The organism is Pseudomonas sp. TE24901 (assembly GCF_054058375.1).
The window spans coordinates 43,644-68,211 of the sequence record NZ_JBSSAF010000011.1 but is presented as its reverse complement, the minus strand read 5'-3'; the positions used below and the strand labels follow the sequence as shown (position 1 = coordinate 68,211).

The 24,568-nt window shown below is 62.7% G+C and carries 21 protein-coding genes and 2 pseudogenes; 10 read left to right on the top strand and 13 right to left on the bottom strand.

The genetic code is table 11. The features are described from left to right. The first annotated feature begins 456 nt into the window (after positions 1 to 456). Entirely contained in the window at positions 457 to 1,320 is an 864-nt protein-coding gene (locus tag ACVWVP_RS21805) for a LysR family transcriptional regulator (protein ID WP_178924190.1), read from the top strand. 58 nt (positions 1,321 to 1,378) lie between these two features. Further along, a complete protein-coding gene (locus tag ACVWVP_RS21800) occupies positions 1,379 to 2,383 on the top strand; it encodes a LacI family DNA-binding transcriptional regulator (protein WP_457407976.1) in 1,005 nt (334 codons plus the stop codon). Here ACVWVP_RS21800 and ACVWVP_RS21795 read toward each other — a convergent pair. The 7 genes from ACVWVP_RS21795 to ACVWVP_RS21765 all read right to left on the bottom strand — a co-directional run bounded on the left by ACVWVP_RS21795 (position 2,380) and on the right by ACVWVP_RS21765 (position 11,636). Continuing rightward, the gene (locus ACVWVP_RS21795; protein WP_259175397.1) at positions 2,380 to 3,105 is read right to left on the bottom strand and encodes an SDR family oxidoreductase; all 726 of its coding nucleotides are present in this window, start codon (positions 3,103 to 3,105) and stop codon (positions 2,380 to 2,382) included. The genes ACVWVP_RS21800 and ACVWVP_RS21795 overlap by 4 nt on opposite strands. Before the next feature lie 135 nt (positions 3,106 to 3,240). After that, entirely contained in the window at positions 3,241 to 4,773 is a 1,533-nt protein-coding gene (locus ACVWVP_RS21790; protein ID WP_457407974.1) for an FGGY-family carbohydrate kinase, read from the bottom strand. A 2-nt stretch (positions 4,774 to 4,775) separates the two neighbouring features. Continuing rightward, positions 4,776 to 5,855, bottom strand: coding sequence for an alcohol dehydrogenase catalytic domain-containing protein (locus tag ACVWVP_RS21785; protein WP_178924197.1), 1,080 nt, complete (start codon positions 5,853 to 5,855; stop codon positions 4,776 to 4,778). Between the two features lie 27 nt (positions 5,856 to 5,882). After that, positions 5,883 to 6,875, bottom strand: a complete 993-nt coding sequence (locus ACVWVP_RS21780) for an ABC transporter permease (protein ID WP_178924199.1) — start codon at positions 6,873 to 6,875, stop codon at positions 5,883 to 5,885. Beyond that, positions 6,841 to 8,349 carry a sugar ABC transporter ATP-binding protein gene (locus ACVWVP_RS21775; protein ID WP_457407972.1) on the bottom strand — a complete coding sequence of 503 codons (1,509 nt, stop codon included), beginning with the start codon at positions 8,347 to 8,349 and terminating at the stop codon, positions 6,841 to 6,843. The genes ACVWVP_RS21780 and ACVWVP_RS21775 overlap by 35 nt, the downstream gene beginning before the upstream one ends. Before the next feature lie 63 nt (positions 8,350 to 8,412). Next, positions 8,413 to 9,330, bottom strand: coding sequence for a substrate-binding domain-containing protein (locus ACVWVP_RS21770; RefSeq protein ID WP_178924203.1), 918 nt, complete (start codon positions 9,328 to 9,330; stop codon positions 8,413 to 8,415). 986 nt (positions 9,331 to 10,316) lie between these two features. Then, on the bottom strand, positions 10,317 to 11,636 hold the full coding sequence (locus ACVWVP_RS21765) for a Na+/H+ antiporter family protein (protein ID WP_259174622.1): 1,320 nt from the start codon (positions 11,634 to 11,636) through the stop codon (positions 10,317 to 10,319). A gap of 248 nt (positions 11,637 to 11,884) precedes the next feature. Between ACVWVP_RS21765 and ACVWVP_RS21760 the strand changes: the two are divergent. Both ACVWVP_RS21760 and ACVWVP_RS21755 read left to right on the top strand, forming a co-directional pair. Then, a pseudogene (locus ACVWVP_RS21760) lies at positions 11,885 to 13,174 on the top strand (HAMP domain-containing protein); the annotation flags it as partial. A gap of 348 nt (positions 13,175 to 13,522) precedes the next feature. After that, positions 13,523 to 14,032 (top strand): annotated as a pseudogene (locus tag ACVWVP_RS21755) (methyl-accepting chemotaxis protein); the annotation flags it as partial. A 142-nt stretch (positions 14,033 to 14,174) separates the two neighbouring features. Here ACVWVP_RS21755 and ACVWVP_RS21750 read toward each other — a convergent pair. From ACVWVP_RS21750 to ACVWVP_RS21740, 3 genes are read right to left on the bottom strand one after another with little or no spacing between them, the layout of a single operon-like run. Further along, positions 14,175 to 15,488: a sensor histidine kinase gene (locus tag ACVWVP_RS21750; RefSeq protein ID WP_457407969.1), complete on the bottom strand. Its 1,314-nt coding sequence runs from the start codon at positions 15,486 to 15,488 to the stop codon at positions 14,175 to 14,177. Next, positions 15,485 to 16,153: a response regulator transcription factor gene (locus ACVWVP_RS21745; protein ID WP_259174420.1), complete on the bottom strand. Its 669-nt coding sequence runs from the start codon at positions 16,151 to 16,153 to the stop codon at positions 15,485 to 15,487. Before ACVWVP_RS21745 ends, ACVWVP_RS21750 begins: the two co-directional genes overlap by 4 nt. After that, the gene (locus ACVWVP_RS21740; protein WP_178925841.1) at positions 16,153 to 16,476 is read right to left on the bottom strand and encodes a PepSY domain-containing protein; all 324 of its coding nucleotides are present in this window, start codon (positions 16,474 to 16,476) and stop codon (positions 16,153 to 16,155) included. The genes ACVWVP_RS21745 and ACVWVP_RS21740 overlap by 1 nt, the downstream gene beginning before the upstream one ends. A 150-nt stretch (positions 16,477 to 16,626) precedes the next feature. Here ACVWVP_RS21740 and ACVWVP_RS21735 point away from each other — a divergent pair, with 150 nt between their 5' ends. The 5 genes from ACVWVP_RS21735 to codA all read left to right on the top strand — a co-directional run bounded on the left by ACVWVP_RS21735 (position 16,627) and on the right by codA (position 20,664). Continuing rightward, positions 16,627 to 17,706 (top strand): patatin-like phospholipase family protein, encoded by a 1,080-nt coding sequence (locus tag ACVWVP_RS21735; RefSeq protein WP_457407965.1) that lies wholly within the window; start codon positions 16,627 to 16,629, stop codon positions 17,704 to 17,706. A 154-nt stretch (positions 17,707 to 17,860) separates the two neighbouring features. Beyond that, complete coding sequence (gene queD / locus ACVWVP_RS21730) at positions 17,861 to 18,217, top strand: 6-carboxytetrahydropterin synthase QueD (RefSeq protein WP_003190259.1); 357 nt, start codon at positions 17,861 to 17,863, stop codon at positions 18,215 to 18,217. A 92-nt stretch (positions 18,218 to 18,309) separates the two neighbouring features. After that, a complete protein-coding gene (locus ACVWVP_RS21725; RefSeq protein WP_178924325.1) occupies positions 18,310 to 18,750 on the top strand; it encodes a GNAT family N-acetyltransferase in 441 nt (146 codons plus the stop codon). An 8-nt stretch (positions 18,751 to 18,758) separates the two neighbouring features. Beyond that, positions 18,759 to 19,382 (top strand): NUDIX hydrolase, encoded by a 624-nt coding sequence (locus tag ACVWVP_RS21720; protein ID WP_178924323.1) that lies wholly within the window; start codon positions 18,759 to 18,761, stop codon positions 19,380 to 19,382. Positions 19,383 to 19,428: 46 nt separating this feature from the next. After that, on the top strand, positions 19,429 to 20,664 hold the full coding sequence (gene codA, locus ACVWVP_RS21715) for a cytosine deaminase (RefSeq protein WP_457407960.1): 1,236 nt from the start codon (positions 19,429 to 19,431) through the stop codon (positions 20,662 to 20,664). Positions 20,665 to 20,681: 17 nt separating this feature from the next. Here the strand turns inward: codA and ACVWVP_RS21710 are convergent, their stop codons facing one another. Continuing rightward, a complete protein-coding gene (locus tag ACVWVP_RS21710; protein WP_457407958.1) occupies positions 20,682 to 21,668 on the bottom strand; it encodes a diaminopimelate epimerase in 987 nt (328 codons plus the stop codon). A 356-nt stretch (positions 21,669 to 22,024) separates the two neighbouring features. Here ACVWVP_RS21710 and ACVWVP_RS21705 point away from each other — a divergent pair, with 356 nt between their 5' ends. Continuing rightward, positions 22,025 to 23,176 carry an MFS transporter gene (locus tag ACVWVP_RS21705; RefSeq protein WP_457407956.1) on the top strand — a complete coding sequence of 384 codons (1,152 nt, stop codon included), beginning with the start codon at positions 22,025 to 22,027 and terminating at the stop codon, positions 23,174 to 23,176. A gap of 6 nt (positions 23,177 to 23,182) precedes the next feature. Here the strand turns inward: ACVWVP_RS21705 and ACVWVP_RS21700 are convergent, their stop codons facing one another. Continuing rightward, the gene (locus tag ACVWVP_RS21700; RefSeq protein ID WP_457407954.1) at positions 23,183 to 23,815 is read right to left on the bottom strand and encodes a type III secretion effector protein; all 633 of its coding nucleotides are present in this window, start codon (positions 23,813 to 23,815) and stop codon (positions 23,183 to 23,185) included. Positions 23,816 to 24,293: 478 nt separating this feature from the next. Beyond that, on the bottom strand, positions 24,294 to 24,467 hold the full coding sequence (locus ACVWVP_RS21695) for a type III secretion effector protein (protein ID WP_457407953.1): 174 nt from the start codon (positions 24,465 to 24,467) through the stop codon (positions 24,294 to 24,296). Positions 24,468 to 24,568: the final 101 nt, after the last annotated feature.

Genomic DNA, 24,568 nt, shown 5'->3' with positions numbered 1-24,568 from the left:
GATCTTGCTTTTGATCTCAGGCGCCCCGTCAAACACGCTGGCCGGAATTCGGCAGGGATTTGGGGGGTAAACCGGCAGGGATACCGGTTTAGCCGCCCCGCGCCATGGATGGCGCGTGGCGGCGCCCCCCCAAATCACTGTCGGATTACGGGCACACCGAGCCTAAGCGAGGTGCCGAGTGTTGGGGCAAGAGCGTTTCGCTTACTTTTGCGCTCTTCAAAAGTGAGCCGCCGTAAGGGCGGAACCAATAGCCGCCGTTACCTAGATAACGGATATGTACTCCGTCTGATCCAACATCCTGGTCGCCTGTCAGGCCGCCTTCGCAGGCAAGCCAGCTCCCACATTGGATCGCGGGGCTACAGTTAGATAGCAGTCGCCAGCCAGAGGGACAAGCCGGCTCCTACCGTGTTGAGCGCATTCCACTACAATGCCTTCCACTCATTTCCCGGGGGCTTCATGGATATCGAACTGGCACGCACTTTCCTCGAAATCACTCGCTGCGGCAGCCTGGCTGCGGCGGCCGAGAAGCTGCACGTCACCCAGACCGCGATCACCGCCAGGGTCAAGAACCTTGAAAGCCAGTTGGGCAGCACCTTGTTTGTGCGCAACCGCGCGGGGGCGCGACTGACGCCGGATGGCGAGGCCTTTGTGGTGTACGCCAACCAGTTGCTGCAGACCTGGGAAGCGGCCAAGCGCGACCTGCCGTTGCCCGATGGCTACCGCAACGTGCTGCACATCGGCGGCGAAGTCAGCCTGTGCAACCCGTTGATGCTGGGCTGGGCCCAGGCCCTGCGTGAACACATCCCCGGCCATGCCCTGCGTACCGAGGTGCGTGAAGGCGACTACCTGCTGCGCCAACTGGAGCTGGGGGTGCTCGACGCGGCGCTGGTGTTCCAGCCGCACTACTGGCCCGGCTTGCAAGTGGAGCAGGTGCTGGAAGAAAAACTGATCCTGGTGCAGTTGGTCAGCAAGCCCGATCCCTACGTGTACATCGACTGGGGCCCGGGGTTTCGCCAGCAACACGACACCGCCCTGCCCGACAAGGCCCGCGCCGCACTGAGCTTCAACCTGGGGCCGCTGGCGTTGCAGTACATCCTGGAGAACGGCGGCGCCGGCTACTTCCGCACGCGGGTCGTGCAAAGCTACCTGGACAGCGGCGTGATGCAGCGGGTGCCCAAGGCGCCGGAGTTCAGTTTCCCCACGTACCTGGTGTATTCGCGGGCGCGGGACTCGGCTGTGTTGCAGCAGGCACTGGAATTGCTGCGGGGAGTGGTCAAGGCCGAAAGTGACTGGTCGCAGCGTTGGGATCCGTTGATTTGAATCACCAACGGCCGCCGTGCATGCTAGCCTGCGGGTGTTTCCTCTTGCAGCCTTACCGATGAACAAGAAAAAGTCCGTCACCATCAGCGACATCGCCAAGCGGGTCGGCATGACCACCATCACGGTGTCCCGCGCGCTGAGCAAACCCGACCTGGTCAAGCCGGCCACCCTGGCGCGCATCCTCGAAGTGGCGCGGGAGCTGGACTACGTGCCCAACGCCTTCGCCCGCGGGCTCAAGCGCAGTGAAAGCCTGATCATCGGGGTGATCACCGCCTCCGTGGACAACCCGTTCTACAGCGAGATGATCAAGGCGATTTCCCGCGAGGCGAAAAAGTACGGCTACACCATCATGCTGGTGGACACCGACGAACTTGAAGAACTGGAAAGCAAAGCCGTGGACACCCTGCTCGGCTATCGCGTGGCGGGGATCATCCTGTCGCCGGTCTCCGATGAGCCGAACTACCAACCCGATTACCTGGAACGCCTGGGCAACGGCAAGACCCCGGTGGTGCTGCTCGACCGCACGATCCACGACAGCCCGTTCAGCCGCGTGGTGCTCGACAACTACCACAGCGGCATCCAGGCTGCCCATTACCTGCTGCGCCAGACCCCGCACCTCAAGCGCCTGCTGGTGCTGACCGGCCCCGAGCATTCGCGCATCACCGTGGAGCGCCTCAAGGGCCTGCGCGAAGTCCTGGCCGAGCACCCCCACGTGCAGGTTGAAGTACAGGCCGGCGACTACACGCTGATGCCGTCCTACCTGCACACCCTCGACTACCTGGCCGAACACTCGGCGCCGGATGCGATCATGGGTTTCAACCAGTTGATCACCCTCGGCGCCCTGCGTGCGCTGCGCATGCACAACATCCCCCATGACAGCCTGACCATCTGCGGCATCGACCGCCTGCCCTTCGCCGATATCTTCGGCGTGCCGATCGCCTGCGTCGCCCACGACGCGTCCCTGGCCGGCAGCAGCGCGGTACGCCTGCTGCTCGACCGCCTCGAAGACCCCTTCAAGCCACGGGACAAGGTGGTGATCGCCGGCCTGCTGGAAAACGGCTAGCGGCTGGTGTAGCCGCCATCGATGGGCAGGCTGACGCCGCTGATCATGCTCGCCGCCTGGCTGAGCAGAAACAGCACCGGCAAGGCAACTTCCACAGGGTGTGCAAAGCGCCCAAGGGGAATGGCCGCCAGGGCCGGGTCGCGCTTGGCCGGCGCGGACCAGGCCATGGTCGCCATCGGCGTCAGCGTGACCGTCGGGTTGACGCTGTTCACCCGAATGCCGAAGCGGCCCCACTCGGCGCATTGCACGCGGGTGATTGCATCGAGCGCAGCCTTGGAAGCGCAGTAGCCGAGGTGATCGTCCAGGGCCACCAATGAAGCCTGGCTGGAGACGTTGACGATGCTGCCGGCGATCTGCGCTTCGATCATCTTCGCCGCCACACGGCTGGCGACTTGGGCGGCGGCCCGGGCGTTGACGTTCATCACCTGATCAAAGGCTTCGGCGCTGATGGCGGCGGCGGGTTCCAGGCGCGAGATACCGGCGCAGTTGACCAGGCCGTGCAAGGGCGGCAGGTCTTGCAGGGCCCGGTCGAGGGCGGCGCTGTCGGCGATGTCCAGGCACAGAGTGTGGCAGCCGAGCGTGGCCAAGGCCTGGGCATCGCGGCCCAGGGCGAAGACATCGGCGCCGCTGGCGATCAGTTGCACGGCGATTTCACGGCCGATGCCGCTGCTGGCGCCCGTGACAAGAATGCGGTGGTGGGTGAAGTCGAAGGCTGCGTTCATGGTCACTGTTCCATAGACGATGAAGATCCCCTGTGGGAGCTGGCTTGCCTGCGATAGCGGAGTGTCAGCCAATCCATCTGGTACTGATACACCGCAATCGCAGGCAAGCCAGCTCCCACATTGGAATGGGTTGATTCAATGAGATTGCAAGGTGTGCATGATCGGTTTCAGGGCCGGATACAGCTTCAAATACTCGGCAAACGCGTGGTCGTAGGTGGCGATAGTTTCCCGCTTGGGCTGTGCCCGCAACGCCAGTTGTACCCAGCCTTTGTCCATCTCCCCATCACTCACCAACCCCACCGTGTGCGCTGCCAGCAAGGCCGCGCCCAACGCTGCTTCCACCTCCTGCACGATGGTGTACACCGGGTAGCGCGTGACATCGGCGATGATCTGCATCCACAAATCCGAATGGCTCGCGCCGCCCACCACGATCAGGCGCGGGTCCAGCGAATGCGCACCGCGCGTGCCCGCTTCGATGTTGTGCCGCAGGGCAAAACTCACGCCCTCCAGCACCGCCCGGTACAGGTGGATGCGCGTGTGATACAGGTTCAACCCGACAAAACTGCCACTGGCGCGGTCGTCCCAGACCGGGCTGCGCTCGCCCATCAGGTAGGGCAGGAACACCAGGCCTTCACTGCCCGCCGGGATCTTCGTCGCCGCCTGCTCCAGCAGCACCAGGCTGTCCTGGCCGGTGGCCTTGGCCTGCTGCTCTTCGGCCTGGCAGAACTGCTCGCGAAACCAGCTGACCGACGCGCCCGCCGTGATCGCGCCGCCGAAGATGTACAGGTCGCGGTGGCCGTTGTAGACGTGGGGCATGCTGACCAGGCCGTGATGGGCATCCACCTGTTGGTTCAGGTAGCCCCAGCACATGCTGGTGCCGATCATCGCCACATGGTTGCCCGGCTGCGTCACGCCCGCCGCCAGCGTGGCCATGGCCGCATCGACGCCACCGGCCAGGATCGGCGTGCCTGCCTGCAGGCCCAGGCGCGTCGCCCAATCCGCCAACAAACCACCCACGATTTCCCCGGAATACACCAGCCGCTCCGGCATCATCGCCTGCGGGATGCCCAATGCATCGAGCATCTCAGCAGACCAGCCGCGCGCCTTCACGTCGTAGACGCCACCGATGTTGCCCGCGCTGCTGTGGTCCACCGCCAACTCGCCCGTGAGGCACCAGTTGATGTAGCTGTTGGGCGGCAGCAAGTAGCGCGTGCTGGCCCACACCTCAGGTTGATGCTGTTTGAGCCAGAGCATCTTGGTGAAGCCGTAGTAGCTGTCGACCGAGTTGCCGGTGACCTCGAACAACCGCGTGAGGTCAACGTTTTCCCGCACCCAGGCGACCTGCTCACTCGCGCGGCGGTCCATCCAGATCAGGCACGGGTGCAGCGGCGTCATCTGCGCGTCCACCGCAATCCCCGAACCGCCATACAGGCTGCTGATGCACAGCGCCTTGACTTGCGCCTTGGCAACACCGGCCTCTGCCATGCACTGCGCCACGCAAGCCTCAACCGCGTCCAACCAGACCTGCGGCCATTGCTCGGCCCAGCGCACTTTCGGGGTATCCACGCGATACCCCTGGCTGTGCTGGGCGATGATCGTGCCTTGACCATCCACCAGCAGCGCCTTGGTGCTCTGGGTCCCTATGTCGACCCCCATCACGTAGCTCATGCTCAGACCACCGGCTTCAACAGCACCTTGATCGATTTGGTCGAGTTGGCCAGCTCAAAGGCTTCGGCCCAGTCGTCCAGCGGAAAGTCATGGGTGACGATGCCTTTGGAGGTGACCAGGCCACGCTCGAACAGGTCAATGGCGATCGGGTAGCAATACGGCCCCAGGTGCGCACCACGCACGTCCAGTTCCTTGCGGTCGCCGATGATCGACCAGTCGACGCTGGTCTCGGCGCCGAACACGCTGAACTCGACAAAGCGGCCGAGCTTGCGGATCAAGTCCAGGCCCTGGGTGACGCCGGCCGGCACGCCGGTGGTCTCGATGTACACGTCGCAGCCATAGTTGTCGGTCAGGCCGTTGATGATTTCACGGGCGTTGTCCCGCGAGGGGTTGATGACCACGTCGGCGCCGAATTTTTTCGCCAGTTCAAGGCGCTCGTCGACCATGTCGATCACGACGAGTTTCTTCGGAGTTTTCAACGCGGCCACCTGGACCATGCACAGCCCGAGGGTGCCGGCGCCTGCGATCACCACCACGTCGTCGAGCTGGATATCGCCGCGGTTGACGGTATGGATCGAGCACGCCATGGGCTCCACCAGCGCCGAATCCTCCAGCGATACCGACTCCGGAATCTTGTGTACGATGGCGGTCTTGGGAATGCGCATGAACTGGGCCATGCCGCCTTCGGCCACTTCACGCTGGAAGCCGAAGATGTTGTGCACTTCGCACATCCAGTACTTGCCGGATTTGCAGAAGCGGCACTTGCCGCACGGCACGATCTGCTCGGCGATGACCTTGTCACCCACCTTGACCTCAAAGTGCTCCTCGGCACCCTCGCCTGCCTCCACCACGTAGCCGAAAAACTCGTGCCCCGGCACCACCGGCGCCTTGACCCACGGGTTGTCGCCGCCCCAGAACATCGCCGCCCCCGAGTGGCATTTGCAGTCACTGGCGCAGATGCCGCAGGCGGCGATGCGGATCACCAGTTCATTGGGCCGCGCTTGGGGTTTGCCGATGCGTTGCAGGCGATAGTCTTTCGGGCCGTGGCAGACGACGGCTTGCATTTCGGTGTGCTTGTCCATGGTGTGGGTCCTGTTTTTGTTAGAAGGTTATTTGTGGCGCTGACGGCTGATAAAAATCGCCAGCAAAATGATCCCGCCCTTGATAACGCTCTGGACGTAGGGCGACACGCCCAGCATGTTCAGGCCGTTGTTCAACACACCCAGCAGCATGGCGCCGAGCAAGGTGCCGACGATGACCCCGCGCCCACCGGCAATCGAGGCGCCACCGAGTACCACGGCGGCAATCGCATCCAGCTCGAACGACACGCCGGCATTCGGCTGGCCACTCATCAGGCGTGACGTCAGCACCAGGCCGGCAATCGCCGCAGTCAGGCCACTGATGCCGTACACCAATAATTTGAAGCGCGCGGCGCGCACGCCCGACAAACGCACGGCTTCTTCATTGCCGCCGATGGCGTAGATGTAGCGGCCGATGCGCGTGTGTTGCAGCAGCACATAGGCTGCGGCGTAGGTGATCAGCATGATCAGGATCGGCACCTCGATGCCGAACAGACTCTGGCGGCCGAAGAAGCCAAACCACTCCGGCAACCCGGAGATCGGGTAGCCGTCGGTGTACATCAGGCCCAGGCCCCGGGCGATGCCCATGGTCGCGAGCGTGACGATGATCGGCGGCATGTGCAGGTAGGCGACGAACAGGCCGTTGCCGATGCCGAAGGCCACGCCGATCAGCATCCCGGCGCCGATGGCCAACCCAGGCGGCAGCCCCGCCACCATCAGCCCGGCTGTCAGCGTGCCGGACAAGGCCATCACCGGCCCCACCGACAAGTCGATGCCGCCGGTGAGGATCACGCAGGTCATGCCCACGGCGATGATCGCGTTGATCGACACCTGACGGGCGATGTTCGACAGGTTGCTGGTGGTGAGGAAGGTGTCGCTGGCCAGGATCATCACCAGCGTCACCACCACCAGCCCCACAAAGGGGTAAAACGCCGGCGAGCGCACCAGCCGCGCCAGGTTCAGGCGCAACGGGCTGGTGCCTGGGGTGTTAATGGACATATTCACTTGAGCCCCCTGTTGCATGGCGCATGACCTCTTGAGGATTGACGGCAGACGCTTCCAGTACCTTGACGATGGCGCCCTTGTGGAACACGGCGACGCGGTCGCACATGCCGATGACTTCCGGCAGTTCGGAAGAAATCATGATGATTGCGTAGCCCTGTTCAGTGAGGCTGCGCATCAAGGCGTAGATCTGCGCCTTGGCGCCGACGTCGATGCCACGCGTGGGCTCATCGAACACCAGCACATCGCAGTGATGGTTGATCCAGCGCGCGATCACCACCTTTTGCTGATTACCGCCACTGAGGTTGAACACCCGGCTTTCGCCGCTGGGCGCCTTGATCGACAGTTGTTTCATCAGGCTGTCGACACTGGCGCATTCACGGCCCTTGTCGATCAGGCCACTGGCGTTCTGGTATTTGGGCAGGTTGTTCAGGGAGATGTTTTCGCGAATGCTGAAATCCGTAATCAGCCCTTCGCTCTTGCGGCTTTCCGGGAGCAGGCCGATGCCATGGGCCAGGGCCTGGGCCGGGTCATCCAGGGTGATTTTTTCACCGCGCAGCCACACGTCTTTGCTCACCGACGGCAGCGCGCCCATCATGCCCAGCGCCAGCTCGGTGCGACCGGAGCCGACCAGGCCGGCAAAGCCAAGAATCTCGCCCTTGTGTAATTGAAAGCAGTTGTGGGGGCCGTTGCGCACCAGTTGGATGTCCTTGACCTCCAGCAGCAGCGGGCCGCGCGCCGTTGTCGGCTTGGGTGGAAAACTGCTTTCCAGGCGGCGTCCGACCATCATTTCCACCAGGCGGTCGATGTCGCTGTCAGCCACATCGGTCACGCCCACATTGCCGCCGTCGCGCAGCACGCTGATGCGGTCGCATACCTGGAAAATCTCCTCCAGGTGGTGGGAGATAAAAATCACCGCCACGCCCTGGCGCTTGAGCTCGCGCATGATGTCGAACAGCAGCTCGGCTTCGCTAGGGGTGAGGGTTGCGGTGGGTTCGTCCAGCACCAGCAGGCGCGCATCCAGGGCCAGGGCCTTGGCGATTTCGACGAACTGCTGCTCGGCCACGCTCAGGTGCTTGACCGCGCACTGCAGGTCCAGGGTGACCCCCAGGCGTTTGAACAGGGCCTCGGACACCTCGACCATTTCGCGCTTGCGCAACAGGCCGAAGCGGTTGCTCAGCTCATGGCCGAGGAAGATGTTTTCCACGGCGGTGAGGTAAGGAATCAGGCTGAATTCCTGGAACACGATGCCGATGCCGGCGGCGATCGCATCGCGATAAGTCGCAAACTGCCGGGCCTGACCGTCGATCAGGATCTGCCCTTCGTCCTGATGCTCGACGCCGCCCAGGATCTTCATCAGAGTCGACTTGCCCGCACCGTTTTCTCCCAGCAACGCGTGGATCTCGCCCCGCTCCACTTGCAGGTTGATGGACTTGAGGGCTTGCACCCCCGGGTAACGCTTACAGATGTTTTCCAGCTTCAGAAGACTGCTCATACCGCCGACCTCGTGCTCAGAAGGATGACCGGGGCCCCACGCATGGCGCGGGGCCGGGGCGATTTACCAGCTGAAGTCCTTGGCCTTGGCCTGGTCGATCAGGGTGATGTCCACCGGAATCGTGGCGGGCACTTGCGAGCCCCACTTCTTGGCCAGGGCGATACCCAGGGCGAGACGGATCTGGTCGCGGGGGTACTGGGCCGAGGTGGCGATGAACTTGCTGCCGGGTTTCTGGATCGCCTTGATCGCTTCCGGCGCACCGTCGACGCTCACCAGTTTCACGTCCAGGCCACTGGCTTCGATGGCCGACAACGCGCCGAGGGAGCCGTTGTCATTCACGCTGAAAATGCCCTTGAGGGTGGGCTGGGCCTGCAGCATGTTTTCGGTGACGGTCAGCGCCTGGTCACGTTCCTGCTTGCCGTTCTGGATACTGACAATCTTGATGTCCGGGTGCTTGGCCACGGCCTCTTTGCAACCGCGCACGCGCTCCAGAATGGGTACTACAGCAATGCCGTCGAGGATGGCGATATTGCCTTTGTCGCCGATGTTCTTGGCCAGGTATTCACAGGCCTGGAAACCGGCGTCGAAGTTTTTTGAACCGACAAAGGCGTCCAGCGGGCCGTCGGCCTGGGCGTCTACCGCGACCACCACAACGCCGGCGGCATGGGCGGATTTGACGGCCGACTGTACGCCGACCGAGTCGGTGGGGTTGATCAGCAGGATGTCGATGCCTTTTTGCAGCATGTCCTCAACGTCGCTGACTTGCTTGGACACGTCGTGGCGGGCGTCGGTGATGATCAATTTCGCGCCGATGGTCGCGCCCGCTTCTTCCAGGGCGTTTTTCATGGTGACGAAATAGGGGTTGTTGATTTCTTGGAAGGACGCGCCGATGCGGATGGGTTTGGCGGCGTCGGCGAACGCCTGAGTGCCGAGGGTGATGCTGACGGCCAGTAAACACAGGGTTTTCGGGAGCATTTTCATGGCGTGGGTCTCTGTTTTGTTTTTATTGTTAGAGCAAATGTTATCGTTAACATTTTGTGGGAAGTTAGCAAGGTTGGGGGGAAGGTGCAAGCTGCCGTTGGTCGGGCTTTGGGGGCATATCCGTTATTGGGGGATGGCTGATATTGGTTCCGCTCTTACAGCGGGTCACTTTGGAAAAGAGCCCCAAAGTAACCAAAGGGCTCTTGCCCCAACACTCGGCACCTCGCTCACGCTCGGTGTGCCCGTAATCCGACAGGTATTTGGGGGGCCGCCGCCACGCGCCATCCATGGCGCGGGGCGGCTAAGCCGGCGTCCTGCCGGCTTACCCCCCAAATCCCTGCCGAATTCCGGCCAGCGTGTTTGACGGGGCGCTTAAGATCAAAATCAAGATCAAAAGCAAAAGCACAGCGGCCTGACAGCCGGCTTGAGTGGTGTGGAGCAAAGGCAAAAGCAAAGGCAAACGCGGTCCACTGTAGGAGCCGGCTTGTCGAATCGTCGCACCGCGGCGATGGTGGTTAACGATGGCGCAAAAAATCAGGCAGAACGCGGAGCCCCACTGTGGGAGCTGGCTTGCCTGCGATGGCATCGATTGGGTGTGCCTGATGTACCGAGGTGTTTGCATCGCAGGCAAGCCAGCTCCCACAGTTGACCCGGGCCGACAGTCAGATACCGGTCGGCTACCAGGCCGCCGCGTCTGCTTTTGATTTTGATCTTAGGCGCCCCGTCAAACACGCTGGCCGAACGCAGGCTTGAATCCGTGGGTAACCCGGCAGGACGCCGGCTTAGCCGCCCCGCGCCATGGATGGCGCGTGGCGGCGGCCCACGGATTCAAGCCTGCGTTCGGGCACACCGAGCCTAGGCGAGGTGCCGAGTGTTGGGGCAGAGCGTTTTTGGTTACTTTTGGCGCTCTTCCAAAAGTGACCCGCCGTAAGGGCGGAACCCTAAGTAGCCGTTACCCAAACAATGGATAGGTACTCCGTCCCCAATCAGAGCGTCATGGCGGCAAGCCAGCCGAAAGCCAACAGCGGAATGTTGTAATGCAAAAACGTCGGCACCACCGTATCCCAGATATGGTGATGCTGGCCGTCAATGTTCAAACCGGAGGTCGGGCCCAGGGTGGAGTCCGACGCCGGCGACCCCGCATCGCCCAACGCGCCGGCCGTGCCGACGATGCACACGATGGCCAGCGGGCTGAAACCCAGCTGTACGCAAAGCGGCACGAAAATCGCCGCCAGGATCGGCACCGTGGAGAACGACGAACCAATGCCCATGGTCACCAGCAACCCCACCAACAACATCAACAAGGCGCCGACGCCACGGCTATGGCCGATGAAGGCCGCCGAGGCTTCCACCAGCGAGCGCACGTCGCCTGTGGCCTTGAGCACTTCGGCGAAGCCTGAGGAGGCGATCATGATGAAGCCGATCATGGCCATCATCTTCATGCCTTCGGTGAACAGGTCGTCGGTCTCGCGCCAGCGCACGATGCCCGACACCGAGAAGATCAGGAAACCGGCCAGGGCGCCGATGATCATCGAGTCCAGCCACAGCTGAATGATGAACGCCGAGGCAATCGCCAGGCCGGCCACCAGCAGGGTCAGCGGGTTGTACTGCACGGCTACTTGCTCGACCCGTTCGATTTTCTCCAGGTCATATACGCGTTTCTTGCGGTAGCTGACGAACACCGCCACCAGCAGGCCGACCACCATGCCCAGCGCTGGCAACCCCATGGCGTGGGTGACGTTGACCTGGCTGATGTCCACCCCGCTCTTGGCCACGTTGGCCAGCAGGATCTGGTTGAGGAAGATATTGCCGAAGCCCACCGGCAGGAACATGTACGGGGTGATCAGGCCGAAGGTCATCACACAGGCAATGAGGCGGCGGTCCAGTTGCAGCTTGGTCAGCACGTACAGCAGCGGCGGCACCAGCAACGGGATAAACGCGATATGGATCGGCAGGATGTTCTGCGAGGCGATCGCCACGACCCAGAGCAGGCCGATCAACAGCCATTTGACATGGCTGCCGCCGGTGGCTTCCTGGCGGTCCACCAGCATCAGCGCCTTGTCGGCCAGCGCGTGGGCCAGGCCGGATTTGGCAATGGCCACGGCGAACGCGCCGAGCAAGGCGTAGGACAGCGCCACAGTAGCGCCGCCGCCCAGCCCGCCGTTGAAGGCTTTGAGCGTGGCCTCGATGCCCAGGCCACCGGTCAAGCCGCCCACCAGGGCGCCGACGATGATGGCGATGACCACATGCACGCGGGACAAGCTGAGCACCAGCATGGTGCCGACCGCGGCAATGACTGCGTTAATCATGGTTACCTCAAGCAGAAACATAAAAAACAGGCATGCCCGCGCCCAGGCGGCCATCGGGTGGATGGCTGCCAGCGTGCAGGCTTGAAGGAGGTCTTATTAGAGGGCGCGCACTTTGCAGCAGGCGCGGCTGCATGTCAAAAAACGGCGCCGCTTTTGGGTTTAAATTGAACGTTTAAATAATAAAGAACCAAAAAACGCGGCCGATACAAAGGCTCTCTGTGTTTTCAGGTTAAGGATGCGCCTCGATGTCTCTCAGACAGCTTTCCATTCAATGGAAAATCACCCTGCTCGCCGGCCTGTGCCTGCTGGGGATCGTGACCCTGCTGGTGGGTTTGTCGTTGTATCGCATGGAACAGAGCTCGGAGCAGGTCAAGGCGTCCAGCATGCAGATGCTCGATCAAGCCGCCCAAGCGCGCATCGAAGCCCAGGGTGAAGCCCAGGCCCTGGGCATTCGCCGTCAGTTCATGGACGCGTATCAATACGGCCACGGATTTTCCCGCCAAGTGCTGTTCTTGCGCGAGCAGGCCGAAAAACGCTTTTTGGATGCGTTCGACACCCGCGAAGACCTGACCCGCCAGGTCAAGGCGGCCCTACAGGCCAACCCCGACTTGCTCGGCTTGTCCCTGGTGTTCGAAGCCAACGCCCTGGATGGCAAGGACGAGCTGTTCGCCAACCAGGCAGAACTGGGCAGTAACGACAAGGGCCGCTTCGCCCTGTACTGGTCGCAACCCACGCCCGGCAAACTGGAGTCGATGGCGCTGCCGGAAAGCGATATGGCCGACACCCGCGTCGGCCCCAGCGGTGAAAAGGCCAACGCCTGGTTCACCTGTCCGCGCACCACGCTCAAGCCCTGTGTGATCGAGCCGTACTTCTATGTAATCAACGGGCAGAACGTGCTGATGACCAGCATCGTGTTCCCACTGATGGTCAACGGCAAAGTCATCGCGTCGCTGTCGGTGGACATCAACCTAAACAGTCTGCAGGCCGTGAGCCAACAGGCGAGCCACAAGCTGTATGACGGCCAGACCCAAGTCAGCATCCTCAGCCCTACCGGCCTGCTCGCCGGCTACAGCCCGGACGCCGGCAAGCTCAGCCAGCGCCTGGACAAGGTCGACACCGCCAACGGCGCGCAATTGATCAGCGCCCTGGCCAGCAGCAACCAACTGCGCAGCCTGCGCACCGACCATCAGCTCAAGGTGCTGGCGCCGTTTGCACCGATCCCGGACGGCAAGGCATGGGGCGTGTTGCTGGATGTGCCGGAAAAAGTGCTGGTGGCCCCGGCCGAGGCACTGAAAACCCAACTGGATGCCGACAATGCCAAGGGCACCTTGCTCGAGCTGAGCCTGGGCCTGTTTGCGGCCGTGCTTGGCCTGATCCTCGTGTGGCTGATGGCCCGCAGCGTGACCCGGCCGATCCTTGGCGTGGCCAGCATGCTGGAAGACATCGCCAGCGGTGAAGGCGACCTCACCCGCCGCCTGGCCTACGACAAGCAGGACGAGCTGGGGCAGTTGGCCGGCTGGTTCAACCGTTTCCTCGACAAGCTGCAACCGATCATTGCCGAGGTGAAGCGCTCGGTGCAGGACGCCCGTGGCACCGCTGACCAATCGGCCGCCATCGCCAGTGAAACCAGTGCTGGCATGGAGCAGCAATATCGCCAGGTCGATCAAGTGGCCACCGCCTCCCACGAAATGAGCGCCACCGCTCAGGACGTCGCCCGCAGCGCCGCCCAGGCAGCCCAGGCAGCGCGCGATGCCGACCAGTCGACCCGTGAAGGCCTGACGGTAATCGACCGCACCACCACCAACATTGGCAACCTGGCCGCCGACATGAGCACGGCCATGGCCCAGGTTGAAGGCTTGGCGGCCAACAGCGAGAAAATCGGTTCGGTGCTGGAAGTGATTCGCGGCATCGCCGAGCAGACCAACTTGCTGGCCCTCAACGCAGCGATCGAAGCGGCCCGTGCCGGTGAAGCCGGTCGCGGTTTTGCCGTGGTGGCCGATGAAGTGCGCAACCTGGCGCGCCGCACCCAGGAGTCGGTGGAAGAAACCCGCCTGGTGATCGAACACCTGCAAAGTGGCACCGAAGATGTGGTGGGCGCCATGGGCAACAGCTATCGCCAGGCCCAAGGCAGCGTCGAGCAGGTCGGCCAGGCCGTGACCGCCCTGCGCCAGATCGGCGATGCGGTGACGGTGATCAGCGACATGAACCTGCAGATCGCCAGCGCCGCTGAAGAGCAGAGCGCGGTGGCCGAGGAAATCAACAACAACGTGGCGACGATCCGGGATGTGACCGAGTCGTTGTCGGAACAGGCCAATGAATCGGCGCGGGTGAGCCAGGCGCTGAACAGCCTGGCCAATCAGCAGCAGGGGTTGATGGATCAGTTTCGGGTGTAACGGATTGCCCTCGAATGGGGTGGCGATCCCATGTGGGAGCTGGCTTGCCTGCGATGCAGGCAACCCGGTGTGTCAGTCACACCTCTGTGATGCCATCGCAGGCAAGCCAGCTCCCACATTGTTGATCGGTGGCGTGTCAATTCTAGCGTTTGGGCAGTTCGATCAAGGCCTTGAGGCCGCCCAGCTCGCTTGCTTGCAGTTGGAGCACCCCGCCCCACACTTCGACGATATCGCGCACAATCCCCAGGCCCAAACCGTGGCCGTCGATCTGCTCGTCCAGGCGTGCGCCTCGGCTGAGCACTTGGTCGCGTTGCGTTTCAGGGATACCGGGACCGTCGTCGTCTACCGCCAGCACATAGCTTTGCGCTGTTTCGCTGACGCTCAACCGCACATCCGCATCCGCCCATTTGCAGGCGTTGTCCAGCAGGTTGCCCAGCAGCTCCAGCAAATCCTCACGGTCCCAGGGCAGTTGCAGGCCAGGGGGCACGTGGTAGCTCAGGTCCAGGTGTTCGCCGTGGATCATGGTCAACGTGGCGAGCAAGCCGGGCAGTTCTTTTTCGCAGTCGAACAACGCGCCTGGCAGGGTTTCACCGGCCAGGCGTGCGCGGTTGAGCTCGCGGTTGAGGCGTTGCTGCACCTGCTCCAGTTGGTCGCGCAACAGTTTGCTCAATTCGGGGTGGTCCTTGAGGGCTTCGGTCGAGGCCGCACTCAATAACACCGCCAGCGGGGTTTTCAGGGCGTGGCCCAGGTTGCCCAGGGCATTGCGCGAGCGCTTGAGGCTGTCTTCGGTGTGGGCCAGCAGGTGGTTGATCTGCGCCACCAGCGGTTCCAGCTCCAGCGGCACCTGCGTGTCGAGTTGCGAGCGCTGGCCTTGTTGCAATTGGGCGATCTGTTCGCGCGCGGTTTCCAACGGGCGCAACGCACGGCGCACGGTAACCCGCTGCAGGATCAACACCAACAATAGCGCGGCCAGGCCGAGGATCAGGCCAATCCGACGCATCAGGCGAAAACTTTCCCGCACGGGCGTGTAGTCCTGAGCCACGCTGATCGAGATCAACCGGCCATAGCGCTTGTAGTCGGCGCGCAGCACCAGCAGTTGCTGACCTTCCGGCCCCAATTGCAGGTTGCCCTTGAGCCCGATCTCGGGCAGGCGTGGCAGTTCCTGGTCCCACAGCGAACGCGAGCGCCAGTGGGTATCGTCAAAATCAATGCGAAAATAATGCCCGGAAAACGGCCGTTGGTAGGCCGGCGACAAGCGCTGCTCATCCAACTGCACGCCGCCTGCCGCGCGTACCAGCGCCACCAGCAGGTTCTCGGCGTCGTTGCGCAGCCCGGCTTCCAGGTAGCGCTGCAACCCCGCTTCGAACAACCACAGGCTGGTTTGCGCCAGCGCCACGCCGACGACCACCATCACACTGATCAGCCCCAGGCTGAGGCGCCGTTGAATCGACCTCATGCGGGGCTTGCGCCAAACAGGTAACCCTGGCCACGCCGGGTTTCGATCACGCTGCGGCCCAATTTGCGTCGCAGGTGGTTGACGTGGACTTCCAGCACGTTGGAATCGCGCTCGGTCTCGCCGTCATAGAGGTGCTCGGCCAAGTGGCTTTTCGAGAGGATTTGTTCGGGGTGCAGCATGAAGTAACGCAGCAGACGGAATTCGGCGGCGGTCAGCTGGATCTCTTCGCCGTCACGCAACACGCATTGACGGCCTTCATCCAAGTGCAAGCCCGCCGCCTGCAACGTGGGCTGATTGGCACGGCCGTGGGAGCGACGCAACAGCGCCTGGATGCGCAGGTACAGTTCCTCAGGGTGAAACGGTTTGGCCAGGTAATCGTCGGCACCGGCCTTGAGCCCTTCGATGCGCTCGGCCCACGAATCCCGGGCAGTGAGGATCAGCACCGGCGTGGCCAAGGCGGCAGTTCGCCATTGCGCCAGCACGTCAAGCCCCGGCAGGCCAGGCAAACCGAGGTCGAGGATAATAAGGTCGTAGGGTTCACTGCGGCCCTGGTACGCAGCGTCGCGCCCATCGGCCAGCCAGTCGACGGCATAGCCCTGGCGCTGCAGGCCGGCCAACAGTTCATCGGCCAGGGGCACATTGTCTTCCACCAGGAGCAGGCGCATCAGTCGTCTTCCTTATCTTTGAGCAGCTCGCCGGTGCTGGCATTCAGCTCGATTTCACGCACCACGCCGTCGGCGGTCAACAGTTCGATTTCATAGATGTAGCGCACCGGCCGGTCGTCGTGTTCTTCCAGCTCGGCGTCCAGCAGCTTGGACCCAGGGTAGCGCGCAAACGCCGGCCCCAACAAATCTTCCAGGGGTGCAATGACCCCCTTCTGGCGCAGGCGCAGCGCTTCGTCCTGTCCGAGGTCATGGGCCGCCAGGCCTGAGCTGATCAGCAGCAACACCAGCGCCACTCGACCGCCCGTGCGTCGATATACCTTCATTACCAATCCTGTTGTTTCTTGACGTTGCCACGTTAACCGCCGCAACTTAACTGAAACTGAATTGCCACCATGGCAATTGCCGATAGTCCATTTCCCCAACTGTTGTGCGAGATTTCTTATACTGATCCGCTCGCTTTAACTGAGACTGGTATGACTGCCATCCACATCAAGTTTCCTGCCCTGACCCTCAAGGCCGGCAAACGGGCCTTTACGCGCATTCGTGAGCAAGGCCTCAAGCCCGCCGATGTCGGCATCCTACCCGGTGCGGCCGGCGGCCCCAAGGCCTTGGGTATCCAGGGCCTGGACCTGGCGCTGTTCGGCGACTGGCTGCCACGCATGCCACGGGAGCGCGCGCTGATCGGCGCGTCCATCGGTTCCTGGCGGTTTGCCAGCGCCTGCTTGCCCGACCCGGTCCAAGGCCTGCTCGATCTCGGTCGCCTGTACAACGAACAACGTTTTGCCAGAGGCGTGACCATGGCCGAAGTCAGCCGCAGTTGCCAGCGCATGCTCGACGACTTGCTCGCCGGCCGTGATGCACGGGTGCTGGACAACCCCGACTACCGCCTGAACATCATGGTGGTCAAAAGCCATGGCCTGCTCGCCGACGACCACCGTGGCCGCCTCGGGCTGGGCCTGTCGTCGGTGATCGCCGATAACCTGCGGGGCCGCGCGCGGTTGTCGCGGCATTTCGAGCGACTGATCATCCACGACCCGCGCCAGGCACCACCGGTGCATCCGTTGCAGGATTTCCCGTCGCGCTTCCTCGACCTGGAATTGGGTAACCTGCGCCAGGCGCTGCTGGCCTCGGGCTCGATCCCTATGGTGATGCAAGGCGTGCGCGACCTGCCAGGCGCGGGCGCGGGCACCTACCGCGACGGTGGCCTGCTGGACTACCACCTCGACCTGCCCTACCACGGCGATGACATCGTGCTTTACCCGCACTTCACCGACCGGGTCATCCCCGGTTGGTTCGACAAAGGCCTGCCGTGGCGGCGCAGCAATCAACAGGGCTTGCAGGATGTGTTGCTACTCGCCCCGTCCAAGGACTACCTGGCCCGCCTGCCCCACGGCAAGCTGCCGGACCGCAGTGACTTCAAGCGTTTCATGGGCGATGACCCGAGCCGCAACAAGTACTGGCAAACCGCGATGAGCGAGAGCCGGCGCTTGGGGGATGAGTTCCTGGAATTGGCCGATAACAACCAATTGGGCGAGCGACTCCAGCCCCTGTAGGCGCCCGGCTTGCCGGCGATGGGCATCAACGATAACGCGGCGCCTGTTGGATTTTTCGCCGGCAAGCCGGCGCCTACAGAGGGACGGTATGCGCGGTGTGGGATCAAGCTGTTAAACTCGCCGCCTGCCAGACACCGACCGAGCTGAAAACACTGTGGAAATCTTCAAGGAATTTACATTCGAATCCGCCCACCGCCTGCCCCACGTACCGGAAGGCCACAAATGCGGGCGCCTGCATGGGCATTCGTTCAAGGTGGCGATCCACCTGAGCGGCGACCTGGATCCCCATACCGGCTGGATTCGCGACTTCTCGGAGATCAAGGCGATTTTCAAGCCGCTCTACGAGCGTCTCGACCACAACTACCTCAACGACATTCCCGGCCTGGAAAACCCGACCAGCGAAGTGCTGGCCAAGTGGATTTGGAATGAGCTCAAGCCCCTGCTGCCGGAACTCAGTGCAATCCGCATCCACGAGACCTGCACCAGCGGTTGCATCTACCGCGGCGAGTAAGCCACCGGCTGCTGAAAAACCACCTTCGGGTGGTTTTTTTATGTCCGGCTCCCGTACAGTCGTGGCCTCCAGCCCACTCGGAGCACGCTGTCATGATGCGCCCTGCCAACGCCCATGATGTGGCCGCCATCGAAGCCATCGTTGAAGCCGCCTACTCGCCTTACATCACGCGTATCGGCCGCCAACCCGGTCCGATGCTGGAAAACTATCAGGCGCTTGTCGCGGCGGGAGGCGTACACGTGCTGGACAATGCCGGGCAGGTACAGGGCTTCATTATCCTGCTGGATGCTCCCGACGCACTGTTGCTGGACAACCTGGCTGTCGCCCCGCAAGCCCAGGGTCTGGGGTTGGGACGCCACCTGATGGACTTTGCCGAACACCAGGCGCGCGACGCCGGCTACTCGGCTATCCGGCTCTATACCAACGTGGCAATGACTGAAAACATTGCCCTGTACACCCGTCGTGGTTACATCGAGACCCATCGGGCCGAAGCACACGGCCTGCATCGGGTGTACATGCGCAAAACCCTTTAGGAGCATCCATGGAAAACACCTGGCTGGCCCAGGCCAAACGCTTGCAGGCGTTGGCCTCCACGGGACTGCATTTTTGCACCGACGATTTCGAGCGCGAGCGCCTGGAGGAAATCGCCGAGATTGCCCACAGCATGCTGGCGCAACTGGGCAACGTACCCCTGGAACGCATCACCGGGTTGGTGCCGGACTTTGCCAAGCGCTATTCCACCCCGATGATCGACGTGCGGGGCGCGGTGATCGAAGGCGACCGGATCCTGCTGGTGCGCGAATTGACCGATGGCTGCTGGGCATTGCCGGGCGGTTATGCCGATATCGGCCTGTCGGCGGCGGAAAACATCGTCAAGGAGATCCGTGAAGAGGCCGGGCTGACCGTCACCGCACGGGCGCTGTACAGCGTCACCCACAAGGCCAAAGGCTTGTATCGCCCGGATGTGCGGGACTTCTACAAGCTGTATTTCCTGTGTGAGCGCGTCGATCAACTGGCCCCCATGGCCGGGTTCGAAACCACCGAAGTGGGCTTTTTCAGCCTGGATGACCTGCCGCCGCTGTCCCGAGGGCGCACCATCGAAAGCGACCTGGAAGCCGCGTTTGCCTTTCATCGCGGCGAGACCTCCCAGACACTGTTCGACTGAACCACATTGAACGCCTGATTGCTTTTTGCCCAAGAGGAACTTGACCATGCACATCATCAACGCCCGCCTGCGCCACCGTGAAGGCCTGCATGATCTGCACCTGGAACATGGCCGGATCGCCAGCATCACCGCGCAAACCACGGCGCCCGTACTGGCGGGCGATGACCTAGACGCTGCCGGCAACCTGGTGATCCCGCCCTTCGTCGAACCCCACATCCACCTCGATGCCACCCTCACGGCCGGCGAGCCGCGCTGGAACATGAGCGGCACGCTGTTCGAAGGCATCGAGTGCTGGGGCGAGCGCAAAGCCACCATCACCCAGGCAGACACCAAGGCTCGCGCCAAGAAAACCATCGAGGCCCTGGCGGCCCACGGTATCCAGCATGTACGCACCCACGTCGATGTGACCGATCCAGACCTCACGGCGCTCAAGGCCATGCTGGAAGTGCGCGAAGAAAGCACGCACCTGATCGACCTGCAAATTGTCGCCTTCCCCCAGGAAGGCATCGAGTCCTACCGCAATGGCCGGGAACTGATGGAGGAAGCCATCCGACTGGGCGCCGATGTGATCGGCGGCATCCCCCATTTTGAATACACCCGCGACCAGGGCGTAAGCTCGGTGAAATTCCTGATGGACTTGGCCGAGCGCACCGGTTGCCTGGTGGATGTGCACTGCGACGAAACCGACGACCCACACTCGCGCTTTCTCGAAGTGCTCGCCGAAGAGGCCCGCAGCCGTGGCATGGGCGCGCGCGTCACCGCCAGCCATACGACCGCGATGGGCTCTTACGACAATGCCTACTGCGCCAAGCTGTTCCGCCTGCTGGGGCATTCGGGCATCAGCTTTGTTTCCTGCCCCACCGAAAGCATCCACCTGCAGGGCCGCTTCGACAGTTTCCCGAAACGCCGGGGCGTCACCCGCGTCAACGAACTGCTGGAAGCGGGCATGAACGTCTGCTTCGGCCAGGACTCCATCGTCGACCCTTGGTACCCGCTGGGCAACGGCAATATCCTGCGCGTGCTTGAAGCCGGTCTGCACATCTGCCACATGCTCGGCTATCGCACCCTGCAAAGCGCCCTGGACCTGGTCACCGACAACAGCGCAAAGGCCATGGCCTTGGGCGACCGTTACGGTCTTGAGCCGGGGCGCCCGGCGAACCTGCTGGTCCTGTCGGCAGACAGCGACTACGAGATGATTCGCAGCCAGGGCCTGGCGCTGTATTCGATCCGCCATGGCAAGGTGTTAATGAAGCGGCAGCCGGCGCAGGTGACGTTTTTGTAACGCGCCTGGATGCTGTTTCAGGTTTGTGGCCGTGCCGTGCCAAACAGGCTGACGCTCAGCAAGGTATCGCCCTGTGTCAGCAATCGCACAGGCGCCGTACCGCCCGGCATCACCACAGCGACTTCGCCACCGGCCACCCAGCCTGCTCGCCACGCCGCGCAGGCCACGGCGCTGGCGCTGGTCCCCGAGGATGCCGTGGGCCCTTCCCCGCGTTCGAATACCCGCGCCAGTACCTGATTGCCCTGTCCACGGGCCGCCCACTGCAAATTGACCCCCGCGACACACGGAACGCCACCGCCCGCCGGTGGCGCGAATGCAATGGCTTTCAAGGGTTCAAACAACGCAGGTTGATGCATTCGGGCATTATCTGGCAGCAGCGCGGCGTCTTGAACCAACGTGACGCAATGCGGGTTGCCCACACGCACGAACTGGCTGCACGACCATTGCGGCTCAAGCGCCGTCAGTGAGGCCACCTGGCTGAATTCACGGTTCGCTGTTTTCACGCTGTCCACGCCACGGGCACCGACTGCCTGCGGCCCGAACTCGGGCAAACCCAGTGCCAGCCAGAACCCCGTCACGTGCTCGTAGACCGCAGGCTCCACCCGGGTGATGACCGGCGATTGCGCATCAGCTTTATCGTGATGCACCCGCAACTCACACCCTTGGCTCAGCAAGCCCTGGTCGGTCAGGGCCTGGGCGAAGATGGTCAGGCCATTGCCGCTGCGCTCGGCGAGGGAGCCGTCGGTGTTGACGATCAGCACATCGAACGGTGCCTCGGCCTGGAACGGCCCGACCAATAGCCCATCGCATCGGTGGGCCTTGGCATCCGCAGGGCGTGGCAATGAGCCCCAGCCACATTCGGCTGCGATGGCTGAAGCCGCCCACGCCTGGCGGCTATTCGCAGCTTCGGCGGCGCTATCAGGGATGTTGATGCCTTGGCGTCTTAATAGGGCCGGGCTGATCACGCCATAGATATTGCCGCGGGCATCGTAGAAGTGGGTCATAGCGTGATTCCCCAGCAGTCGCTGACTTTTGAAAAAGAAATAAGCCACGCAATTGTGTGGGAAACCGTCGGTTGAAACTACCTGCTGAGTTCAGTCGAGAAGTGGCCTGGAAGGTGGTCCCCCTTGCAAGAACTCTGGGGTTCATCAGTGCTCACAAAGATTACGCCCCCTCCAGGCCACGTCTGACAAAGCCTGTGTGGTTGGCAGAGCGCCTCACGTTCCATGTTTGTAAAAATAATATTCATGAGTGTCACGTCGATCCTGCTCATCAGGGAACCCGGCTCGCTCGATGCGGCCTGATGTGCAAGGATGTCGCGCCGGACATCGTTCTTTGAACGCAAAACCAAGGATTCTTCATGACTGCCATCCCCACCCCAGCGCCCGTGGTTCCCGGGCGGCTGGAACAAATGTCGACCCGCATCGCTTTCTTTATCGCAGGTTTCGGTATCGCCGCGTGGGCGCCACTGGTGCCCTATGCCAAGGCACGCGCGCAACTCAACGAGGGCACGCTGGGCCTCCTGCTGTTATGCCTGGGGGTGGGTTCGATCATCGCCATGCCGGTGGCGGGTGCCTTGGCCTCGCGCTACGGCTGCCGACGCGTGCTGACCGCAGGAACGATTCTGATCTGCGTGGCGCTGCCGATGTTGGCGACCGTCAGTTCGGTTCCCTGGCTGATGGCCGGTTTGTTCCTGTTTGGCGCGGGCCTGGGCACCGTGGATTCCACAGTCAACCTGCAAGCGGTGATCGTTGAGCGCGCCAGCGGCAAGACCATGATGTCGGGCTTTCACGGGCTGTTCAGCCTGGGTGGCATCGTCGGTGCGGCAGGAGTGGCCGGGTTGCTGGGACTGGGCCTTTCCCCCTTGCAGGCAACTCTTGTAGTGATCGCAGTGATGGCGGTGGCCTTGCTCAAGGCCGGGCCGCACCTGTTGCCCTACGGCAGTGAGAGCTCGGGACCGGCCTTTGCGATTCCCCATGGCGTGGTGCTGTTTATCGGCTGCCTGTGCTTCATCGTGTTTCTGGCTGAAGGCGCCGTGCTTGACTGGAGCGCGGTGTTCCTCAGTGCCGAACGTGGCCTGGATGAAGCTTATGCGGGCCTGGGCTATGCCGCCTTCGCCCTGACCATGACAGCCGGGCGCCTGACGGGCGATGCCATCGTGCACCGGCTGGGCGCCACCCGCGTGATCGTGATCGGTGGCGCACTGGCCACCGCGGGCATGCTACTGGCCACGCTTTCCCCCGCCTGGGAAGCCGCGTTGCTGGGCTACGCGCTGGTGGGCGCCGGCTGCTCGAACATCGTACCGGTGCTGTACACCGCAGTGGGCAAACAAAAGGTCATGCCGGAGCATATCGCGGTGCCGGCCATCACGACCCTGGGGTATGCCGGCATCCTGGCCGGGCCCGCCGTGATCGGCTTTATCGCCCATGGCAGCAGCCTGAGCACGGCCTTTGTGCTGATCGCGGTGTTGCTGGCAGCGGTGGCGATCAGTGGCAAGATCCTCAAGGTGTAGGCTCCGTCACCTCGCTTTGTGAGCCTCATCCTGCTCCAACCAGCGATCGAGGCTCTTGTTGCTCAGCCAGCCTTCCTGGTGGGGCGGGCCGAACAGCCGAGCACCATTGGCACGCTCCAGTGAACGCAATAACCCCGGGCGTTCGATGATGTTCTTCGCGGTGTAGACACACAACTCACTGTACTTCGGCCGGGGCATGCCAGTAGAAGGGTCCAGCACGGCCTCACCTCTTTGATCGACGTCGTAAGGATCCTGCATGACCCTCTTGAGCGTGACGATTTCCACGAATTGGTGGGGCTCGAAAAAATAGCTACGGTCCTTGGACTTATCCCTCAACTGCTCGAACAGACCTTGAAACGCCTGGACCACCTGGGCATTGCCCTGGGCATGGAACGGGTCCTGGCTGTACACACTTGGAGAGCTGTTACCCGGCAACGCGCTGGCGGCGGCCCGCAGGCTGTCACGGGTGATGTCACCCTCGCTGCTCAGGATTGCATCACTCAACCGGGGGCGCTGGAGTATTTCCCGGGCCACCGCGATCACCCGGTCCAATGCCTCGCTTTCACCCATGCGCTGGGCGGCGAGGAGCTGCAGTGACGAGCAGGTCAAGCGTCCGTCCTTCAGGAAGGGGTGCAACATGTCATAGCCTTTCTCAAGGGCTGCGGCCAATTGACTGTCCGTCGATGTTGCTCCGGGTTGCGAAAAGGTCGTGCGCGCAGCAGGAGGGTTTTGCAACGCGCGCCGATGTAACCCCGACAGCGCTCCACGCAACAACAGAGGCCTGCGAGACGCTGGCCCCTGTGGAAGGTCTTGAGCCTGGGCCGTGCCCGGGGCCCCGCTCCACGCGCCCGAGTGGGCCGTGGGGGGAGGCGCGGCCGGCCGTGCAGCCGATCCGTCCAAGATCGTCTGCCATGCGTGAGGTAATGCGCCCTCGATAGTCATGCGGTTTCTCCAACTTGTCTCAAATGCATACTTGCTCGATGAATGCCACCGTAGTGGCCAGGCTCAACGCGTTGAACCCATCAGCCGGCTGCAAGTATGTGGCTGGATAAACCCGGCAGTTCCAGTTTGCACACGAATACCAATTTCAGCATGTAAAAACCCGGTGAGTGCAGGATCAGTCCGCCTTCTGCTTGCGCCACCAGGCGACCAGGTCGTTGATCAGCGCAGTGCCGGTGCGTTTCGAAGATTGACTGCGGGGAGCTGGAGGTTGCCCACTGGCCAGCATGCCGCGGGAAAAGTCATCGGCGACAGGCGCCTGGAATTTGCGCTGGCCAACGAAGGTCCTCATTCGATGGACTTGGGCGGCATGGTCATCTGACAGCATCGGCGATGCCAGCCCGACTGCATTGTCGTCGGGCGCTGGCGGTTCAGCTTCACCCACACCGCGCA

Coding starts and splice junctions, on each gene's coding strand:
- ACVWVP_RS21805 (WP_178924190.1), top strand. CDS start 457: ATGGATATCGAACTGGCACGCACTTTCCTCGAAATCACTCGCTGCGGC.
- ACVWVP_RS21800 (WP_457407976.1), top strand. CDS start 1,379: ATGAACAAGAAAAAGTCCGTCACCATCAGCGACATCGCCAAGCGGGTC.
- ACVWVP_RS21795 (WP_259175397.1), bottom strand. CDS start 3,105: ATGAACGCAGCCTTCGACTTCACCCACCACCGCATTCTTGTCACGGGC.
- ACVWVP_RS21790 (WP_457407974.1), bottom strand. CDS start 4,773: ATGAGCTACGTGATGGGGGTCGACATAGGGACCCAGAGCACCAAGGCG.
- ACVWVP_RS21785 (WP_178924197.1), bottom strand. CDS start 5,855: ATGGACAAGCACACCGAAATGCAAGCCGTCGTCTGCCACGGCCCGAAA.
- ACVWVP_RS21780 (WP_178924199.1), bottom strand. CDS start 6,875: ATGCAACAGGGGGCTCAAGTGAATATGTCCATTAACACCCCAGGCACC.
- ACVWVP_RS21775 (WP_457407972.1), bottom strand. CDS start 8,349: ATGAGCAGTCTTCTGAAGCTGGAAAACATCTGTAAGCGTTACCCGGGG.
- ACVWVP_RS21770 (WP_178924203.1), bottom strand. CDS start 9,330: ATGAAAATGCTCCCGAAAACCCTGTGTTTACTGGCCGTCAGCATCACC.
- ACVWVP_RS21750 (WP_457407969.1), bottom strand. CDS start 15,488: ATGAGGTCGATTCAACGGCGCCTCAGCCTGGGGCTGATCAGTGTGATG.
- ACVWVP_RS21745 (WP_259174420.1), bottom strand. CDS start 16,153: ATGCGCCTGCTCCTGGTGGAAGACAATGTGCCCCTGGCCGATGAACTG.
- ACVWVP_RS21740 (WP_178925841.1), bottom strand. CDS start 16,476: ATGAAGGTATATCGACGCACGGGCGGTCGAGTGGCGCTGGTGTTGCTG.
- ACVWVP_RS21735 (WP_457407965.1), top strand. CDS start 16,627: ATGACTGCCATCCACATCAAGTTTCCTGCCCTGACCCTCAAGGCCGGC.
- ACVWVP_RS21725 (WP_178924325.1), top strand. CDS start 18,310: ATGATGCGCCCTGCCAACGCCCATGATGTGGCCGCCATCGAAGCCATC.
- ACVWVP_RS21720 (WP_178924323.1), top strand. CDS start 18,759: ATGGAAAACACCTGGCTGGCCCAGGCCAAACGCTTGCAGGCGTTGGCC.
- codA (WP_457407960.1), top strand. CDS start 19,429: ATGCACATCATCAACGCCCGCCTGCGCCACCGTGAAGGCCTGCATGAT.
- ACVWVP_RS21710 (WP_457407958.1), bottom strand. CDS start 21,668: ATGACCCACTTCTACGATGCCCGCGGCAATATCTATGGCGTGATCAGC.
- ACVWVP_RS21705 (WP_457407956.1), top strand. CDS start 22,025: ATGACTGCCATCCCCACCCCAGCGCCCGTGGTTCCCGGGCGGCTGGAA.
- ACVWVP_RS21700 (WP_457407954.1), bottom strand. CDS start 23,815: ATGTTGCACCCCTTCCTGAAGGACGGACGCTTGACCTGCTCGTCACTG.
- ACVWVP_RS21695 (WP_457407953.1), bottom strand. CDS start 24,467: ATGAGGACCTTCGTTGGCCAGCGCAAATTCCAGGCGCCTGTCGCCGAT.